The organism is Desulfurellaceae bacterium (genome assembly GCA_021296095.1).
GTDB lineage: Bacteria > Desulfobacterota > Binatia > Bin18 > Bin18 > JAAXHF01.
This window is the reverse complement of record JAGWBB010000114.1, coordinates 651-7773: the sequence shown is the minus strand read 5'-3', so window position 1 is coordinate 7773 and position 7123 is coordinate 651. Positions and strand designations below refer to the sequence as shown.

The 7123-nt window shown below is 63.1% G+C and carries 8 protein-coding genes and 1 pseudogene (1 of these 9 running past the window's edge); 5 read left to right on the top strand and 4 right to left on the bottom strand.

Translation table 11 applies throughout. The features are described 5' to 3' along the window. Positions 1-124 precede the first annotated feature (124 nt). From J4F42_20075 to J4F42_20065, 3 genes are read right to left on the bottom strand one after another with little or no spacing between them, the layout of a single operon-like run. Positions 125-1012 (bottom strand): LLM class F420-dependent oxidoreductase, encoded by an 888-nt coding sequence (locus J4F42_20075; protein ID MCE2487817.1) that lies wholly within the window; start codon positions 1010-1012, stop codon positions 125-127. Positions 1013-1038: 26 nt separating this feature from the next. Next, positions 1039-2130: a zinc-binding dehydrogenase gene (locus J4F42_20070; GenBank protein MCE2487816.1), complete on the bottom strand. Its 1092-nt coding sequence runs from the start codon at positions 2128-2130 to the stop codon at positions 1039-1041. A gap of 22 nt (positions 2131-2152) precedes the next feature. After that, complete coding sequence (locus J4F42_20065; protein MCE2487815.1) at positions 2153-3334, bottom strand: M20 family metallopeptidase; 1182 nt, start codon at positions 3332-3334, stop codon at positions 2153-2155. Positions 3335-3506: 172 nt separating this feature from the next. On the opposite strand from J4F42_20065, the gene J4F42_20060 reads away from it, so the two are divergent. From J4F42_20060 to J4F42_20045, 4 genes and pseudogenes are all read left to right on the top strand, one after another. Then, the gene (locus J4F42_20060; GenBank protein ID MCE2487814.1) at positions 3507-4250 is read left to right on the top strand and encodes a pyridoxine 5'-phosphate synthase; all 744 of its coding nucleotides are present in this window, start codon (positions 3507-3509) and stop codon (positions 4248-4250) included. Beyond that, positions 4247-4495 (top strand): YgiT-type zinc finger protein, encoded by a 249-nt coding sequence (locus tag J4F42_20055; GenBank protein MCE2487813.1) that lies wholly within the window; start codon positions 4247-4249, stop codon positions 4493-4495. Before J4F42_20060 ends, J4F42_20055 begins: the two co-directional genes overlap by 4 nt. 150 nt (positions 4496-4645) lie before the next feature. Further along, positions 4646-5656, top strand: a complete 1011-nt coding sequence (locus J4F42_20050) for an alpha/beta fold hydrolase (GenBank protein MCE2487812.1) — start codon at positions 4646-4648, stop codon at positions 5654-5656. A 16-nt stretch (positions 5657-5672) separates the two neighbouring features. Further along, positions 5673-5910, top strand: a pseudogene (locus J4F42_20045) (DUF2283 domain-containing protein). 32 nt (positions 5911-5942) lie between these two features. Here J4F42_20045 and J4F42_20040 read toward each other — a convergent pair. Further along, entirely contained in the window at positions 5943-6392 is a 450-nt protein-coding gene (locus J4F42_20040) for a rhodanese-like domain-containing protein (protein MCE2487811.1), read from the bottom strand. Here J4F42_20040 and J4F42_20035 point away from each other — a divergent pair. After that, on the top strand, positions 6285-7123 hold the 5' portion of the coding sequence (locus tag J4F42_20035; GenBank protein ID MCE2487810.1) for an enoyl-CoA hydratase/isomerase family protein. The gene runs 145 nt beyond the window's last position; 839 of the gene's 984 nt are visible here — the first part of the coding sequence; its start codon is at positions 6285-6287; its stop codon lies off the right edge, out of view. The genes J4F42_20040 and J4F42_20035 overlap by 108 nt on opposite strands.

Below are 7123 nucleotides of genomic sequence, written 5' to 3'. Positions count from 1 at the left end.
ACCTGGGGAACAGAGCGGGGTCCGGCCAGGGCGGCCAGGGCGACCAGCCGACCGGCGCTTTTCAGGAACTGGCGGCGGGGGAGAGAGGCTGAGGTCATGTCGTGCTCCTTACATCTTCACATCATCACATCTTCGCCATCACCTCGTCGGCAAAGCGTTCCATGGCCGGATACAGGTCGGTGGCAAAACGCGAGCGGCGCATCCAGCCCGGAGAAAAAGCAAACAGCCGGTGTACGCCGGCGTCCTCAAAACGTTTGACCGTGTCGAGCGTCGGCTGCACGCTGGGGTCGAGCCCGACCGTAATCTCCAGCCGGGAAAAGTTACGGCCGGCCCGTTCGGTCAGCTCTTTCAGAGTCGCCAGATAGGGCTTGACGCTGTCCGGGGTGTAGCGGATGCCGCACCAGCCGTCGGCCAGTTCGGCGGTGCGCTTGAGCGCCGCCCGGCTCTCGCCGCCAAAGATCAGGGGCGGATACGGTTTCTGGACCGGTTTGGGATTAAAGCCGACCGGCTGAAAGCGGTGATGCCTACCGTCAAACTCGGGCGTGTCCTCTGTCCACAGCGCCCGCATGACCCTGACCGCTTCCCGGGTCCGGCCGGCCCGGTTTGTGAACGGCATGCCGACGGCGTCAAACTCCTCCTCACACCAGCCGACGCCAATCCCGAAAAGCACCCGGCCCTGCGACAGCACGTCCAGACTGGCCACCGCCTTGGCCACGCTGATAGTGTTGCGCAGGGGCAGGACAAACACGCCGGTGCCGAGCTTGAGCCGTGTGGTCTGAGCGGCCACAAACGACAGGGCCACGAACGGGTCGTGCAGGGCCACGCCGGGTCCGCCGGGAAACGTGCCGTCGGCCGAGCCCGGATAGCGGGCCTTCATCTCCACCGGCACGGCCAGGTGCTCCGGAATCCAGGCCGACTCAAAGCCCAGTTCCTCACCCTTCCGGGCCACCTCGGCCAGAACATCGGGGCGGACCGTCGACCCGCTACCAACTCCCATCAGTGCAAACTTCATGCTTGTCCTCCTGTGACAGACCGTCTTCACATCTCCAGCGACACCCGAATCGCCCCGCCGTCATTGGCGAACGGAAAGGCGCGGTTAATCTCGGCAAAGGGGAAGGTATGCGAAATAATCCGCTCGAACGGATAGGCGTCTTTGCGTCGCGCCAGCCAGTCCAGGGCGCGCGGCAGCACCCACGGCTCATAGACCGTCACACCCCGAATCGTGTGACCGCCCCGCACCACAGTTCCGGGGTCGAGGCTGGACTGGGGGCCGGGCGTGATATTGCCGACCCAGAAATAGCGGCCGGCCTGACGCAGCAGCCGGACTCCCTCGTCCACGGCGTGTGGGGCGCCGACAAACTCGGCGACCACGTCGGCGCCCTGTCCCCGGGTGTGGTCAAACACCAGTTCGCGACGCGCCCTGTGGTCAAGTTCGTCGATATTGACCGTAATGTCTGCGCCGAACTCTCTGGCCAGGGCCAGGCGGTCGGGCAGGCGGTCAAAGACGATGACCTGGGCCGCGCCCATGTCCTTGGCCAGGGCTGCGGCGTACAGGCCCAGCCCGCCCGCCCCCTGAATCACGATCGTATCGCCGAGCTGTAAGCCAGCCTGATCCAGACCGTACAAGGATTCGCACAGCGCGCAGTTGACCGGCGACACCGCCGCATCGCTCAGCTCGGACGGGACCTTGCACACGGTCTGGCCCTGGCGCAGATAATAATACTCGCCGTAGGCGCCGCGAAAATGCGGCGCCTCATCCGCGTCACGCATCCAGTGGCGGTAGCGGTTGGGACAGGCCGAGGAGCCGTGCAGACAGGCCGGGCAGGTGCCGCACGGAATAAAGTAGGTGTAGGCCACCCGGTCGCCCTCGGCCAAACGCTGGCCCAGACAGTCGCGGCGCACGTCTCTGCCCAGCCGGGAGAGCGTGCCGACCATCTCGTGTCCGGACACCACCGCCCGGTCGCTGGGCATACCCGGCCCATCGCCACGCCACAGGTGCAGGTCAGACCCGCAGATATTGGCACGGTGGATTTTGACCAGCATATCGTCCGGGCCCACCTCGGGGAGGGAGTATTCCCGAAACTCCATGGCCTGCATGGCTCCACTGAAAATGGCAACCCTGGCTTTCATGTCGCTCTCCTCAGACCGCCGGTCAGTCCACACACATTTTATGAATAACGGACACGATATGGTCGGGCCCGTGCTCGAAAGCCTCGCGGCGGATGCTCTCATTCGGCTGGTGGGCCTGGTCGAGGTCGCCGGGTCCGCAAATCAAGGAATCGATGCCGGCCCGGGCGAACTGGCAACCGTCGGTGCCAAACGGCGCGCCACCGCTGGTGGCGGCCTTAAACTCGGCAAACAACACCCGTTCCAGCGGGGTGTGACGCGGCGACAAGAGCGGCGGAGCAATAAAGGGCTCACCGACCTCGACCGTCGGCCGCAGCGCAGAGCCGTAGTCGCGGGTATCGACCGCCTGAGCCCGGCGGACAATCTCCTCATAGATCGCGCTCGGATCGGTGCGCGGCAGCGGGCGGTAGCTGAGCAACAGGCTGCACTGTTCGGCAATCATATTGCCGGCGGTGCCGCCCCGAATCAGCCCGAAATTGAAACTGGTGTAGGGCGCCTCGGGAAACAGGCCGGCAAACTCGGCCGAGGGCTGGGACCGCAGCTCGGCCTGGTAGCGGCCGATTGCCTCGATGACCCGGCCGGCCACCGCGATGGCGTTGGCTCCTTTTTCCGGGACGCTGCTGTGGCCGCCTTTGCCGTGGACTGTGATCGTCACCAGGCCGATGCCTTTGTGGGTGTGAAAAACCTGCCCCGAGGTCGGCTCACCGATCCAGGCCAGGCGGGGCTGGGGCAGCTCGCCCAGGGCTGTCGGCAAGTCCGGCAGCAGCCGCTCGGCGCCGAGCATGCCGACCTCCTCGTCGGCCGTGAACGCAAACACCAGCGGGCGGGCCAGCCTGCTCAGATCGAGCCGGGCTGCGGCGTCCACGCACTGGGCGATGAACGCCTTCATGTCCGAGGCACCCCGGCCGTACACCTGCTCGTCTTCAATCTCGAGCCGCAGCGGGTCACGGGTCCAGCCCGGCTGGTTCTCAAAGGGCACCGTGTCCACGTGGCCGGAAATAATCAACCCGTCCGGTTCGGGCGGCCCGGCGCACGCCAGCAGGTTGACTTTTTGGGCGCCGGCCACCTCGGTCCGTTGCAGCGACACCCGAAAACCGTGCCCCTCAAGCTGTTCGCCCAGATACTCCATGGCTGGAGCGTTGGAGTTGCTGCTGACCGTGTTCCAGGCCACCAGCCGCCGCGTTACTTCGTGGAGATATGAGTCCATGCTGCTATCCTTCCCCTTTGCATCTTGGGGCAGAAAGACATAATACACCGAAGAAGAAACGTGTCACCAGTCAACATGCCGAAGGACGACACCTTCCCTCTTGAGACACACGGTCCTCCCACAAGCCGTCGCTGAAGCGGCCTGAGAGGGCAGACGCAGTCAGATTCGGACCATGGTCAAACTCAGCGTCAACGTCAATAAAATCGCCACCCTGCGGAACGCCCGGGGCGGCGACCGCCCAAACGTCGTCCAGACCGCCCAAACGTGTATCGAGGCCGGCTGTCACGGCATCACCGTGCATCCGCGCCCGGACGGTCGTCATATCCGGTACCAGGACGTGCACGACCTGCGGGCGCTGCTGGCCGGACAGACGGTCGAGTTCAATATCGAGGGCTACCCGTCGCCCGAGTTGCTGAAACTGGTGACTGCGGTGCGGCCGACCCAGTGTACCCTGGTGCCGGACGATCCCGAGGTCTTGACCTCGGACCAGGGCTGGAAGCTGCACGGCGACACACGCTGGTTGGGCGCTATTCTGAAACGGCTGACCGAGGAGGGCATTCGGACCAGCCTGTTTCTCGACCCCGATACCGAGCAGGTCCAACGGGCCAAAGACCTCGGCGCGGACCGGATTGAGCTGTACACCGAAGGCTACGCCCGGCTGTTCGGGACTCCGCAACGCGACCGCGTCTTTGCTCCCTACCGTCAGGCCGCCCTGACGGCCCGGGCGGCCCGGCTGGGGCTGAACGCCGGGCACGATCTGGATCTGAATAATCTGCCGTATTTTGCGCGACATATACCCGGCCTGCTCGAAGTGTCGATCGGCCATGCCCTGATTTGTGACGCCCTGGACATGGGGCTGCGGGCGGCGGTCGAGGCGTACTTGCGGGCCTTAGGATATGCAGAGGAACAATCGTGACAGACCGAGACCCGTGTGAATTCTGCGACGGAAAAGTGGAGTATGGACTCGTCCGAGCCAGGTTTCACTTCAAAGGCCGAACGACCTATGTGGACAATGCTCCAGCCTGGATGTGCACTCGGTGCCATGAACAATACTTCGACGCACCCGTCTATAAACGTCTGGAAGCAATCGCGAGGCATCGGAACCACATCAAGAAGAGAATCAGTTTTCCTCTCGCAGAATACAACATGTCTCTGGTTTGAACTGACAGCATTGCTGGATGGATATCGCTACGGATTAGTCCTTCGGCAGGCTGAGACGGGTACGTCAGAAAATACGGTGAAGCAAGGTCCAGGACAATACATTCGTTGGCGGCGAGCCGCACAACCAAGAACAGTTCGTAGGAGGCAAACATGCCGGACTATAATCTCTTTTCACTCGGACATTTTCGCTTGGAGTGCGGTCGGATCCTGCCCGATGCCAAGCTGGCCTACAAGACCTACGGCGAGCTGAACGCCCAGAAGAGCAACGCCATCCTGGTCCCGTCCTGGTACAGCGGCAACCACACCGGCTACGAGTTTCTCATCCAGCCGGATCGCTGTCTGGACCCGACCCGCTACTGCATTATTACGGTCAATATGTTCGCCAACGGGCTGTCCTCGTCGCCCAGCACCATGCCCGCGCCGCTGAACGGCCCGCACTTTCCGGCCATCAGCATCCGGGACAACGTCGCCGCCCAATACCGGCTGGTCCGCGACCAGCTGGGTATCGAAAAGCTGGCCCTGGTCGCCGGCTTCTCAATGGGCGCCCAGCAGACCTTCCAGTGGGCGGTGAGCCACCCGGACATGGTGGAACGGATTGTGCCGCTGTGCGGCGCGGCACGGACCACGCCCCATACCCACGTTTTTATCGAGGGCTTCACCTCGGCCCTCAAGGCCGACGCGGCCTGGAACGGCGGCGAATATGACACCGCGCCGGATCGCGGGCTGCGCGCCATGGCCCGGGTGTACGCCGGCTGGGGCTTCTCCCAGGCCTGGTATCGCCAGGAGTTGAATAGACAGATCGGACATCCCAGCGTCGAGGATTTTCTGGTCCGCTTCTGGGAGACCTTCTTTTTGCAGTGCGACGCCAACGATTTGTTATCTCAGGCCAAGACCTGGCAGACACACAATGTCGGGGAGACGCCCGGCTTCGGCGGCGATCATAAACAGGCGCTGGCTTCAATCACCGCCCGGGCGGTCGTCATGCCGGGCCAGACCGACTTGTATTTTCCGCCCGAGGACAGCGCGGCAGAGGTGGAGTGCATGCCGAACGCCATCCTCAAAACCGTGCCGTCCATCTGGGGTCACTTCTGCGGGGCTGGGATCAACCCGGTTGACACCGATTTTATTGACCGGGCGATCAAGGACTGTCTGGCCGAGTAGCGGAGCAAAGGACGGTATGAAACTGACCTATGACCCACGCTACAACATCGCGTACCTAACAGCTGCACGAGAGGACCGCCCAGGTCGAGACGCTGCACATCAGCGACGAGTTAAATATCGACCTCGCCCCGGATGGGACGGTGCACGGCATTGAGCTGTTGAACGCGAACGCCCAGTTACAGGCCACAGACCAGGACAAATTGGTCATCACCAACAAAGCCCGGGGACAGCGTCAAGAGGTCTCTTTCAAGTAAGGACGTAAAAGACGCACGGGCCGGGTTTAGCTTTACGACGCCAGTCCGGCTTTGGCGGCCAGCGAGGCATAACTGACCCCGTCGCCGTTATCGGCACTGATCGGCAGCCCAACGTCGCGCCAGCCCGCTATCACCTGCCCGGTCGGGGTCTGCCCACCCCCGAATCCACCCTGCATATTGGTCACATCGCTGTAGCCAGCCTGCTGCATGATCTCGGCAGCGCGCTGGGAACGTCCGCCGGCCTGACAGCCGACAATGACCGTCACCCCTTTGGCGATATTGGCCTCGACAACCGCCTGAAAATGCGGGTTCGGACTCGGCTGGCGGGTCGCCATATCAAAAAAGATGACCGGAATATTGATCGCGCCCTCGGGATGGCCGGCGGTAAATTCCTCATCGGTCCGCACGTCCAGATAGATGACCGACGGATCACTGCTGAGCGTCTGGTAGGCTTGAGGCGGGGTGGTTTGTTTGACCGGCATACGCGGCTCCTCTCTTTCGCTAGCAACCAGAATTCTATATGGGATCAGAGCCAGAACATGTTCGGTGATCCTGTCCGGCCAGTCAAGCGGGACGCCGACGCGCAAAAGGAGAACACGATGGGAGACGCCGTCCTGTTGGAACGCCAAGGCCAGGTGGCCACGATTACCCTCAACCGCCCCGACCAGTTCAACGTCATGAACACCGAGCTGTCGGTCGGCTTGCGTCAACGCCTCCAGGAGTGCGCCGATGATAGCGACGTCCGGGCGGCCATCCTGACCGGCAACGGCCGGGCCTTCAGCGGTGGCGGGGACATCAAGTTTTTTGTCAGCGAGCTGAAAACCCACACGATCGGCCCCAGCTTCGAGAAGATGATGCCCATGCTGCACGCGGCAATCAGCCTGGTCCGTGAGATTCAGAAGCCGGTGATTGCCGCCCTGAACGGTGTGGCCGCAGGCGGAGGACTGGGCTTGGCCCTGGCCTGCGATTTTCGGATCATGTCTGACAAGGCCAGTCTGGTGACCGCCTTTCTCGGTATTGGAGCCAGCCCGGACTCCAGCTCCACTTTCTTTCTACCCCGCTTCGTCGGCATGGGACAGGCGACAGAGCTGTTCATGCGCAACACCCCGGTGTCGGCCCAGGAGGCGCTCGATCTGGGCTTGGCCACCGCAGTCGTGCCTCCCGAAAAGGTGCTGGAAGAAGCCAAGCGTCTGGCCGATGAGCTGGCTCAGGG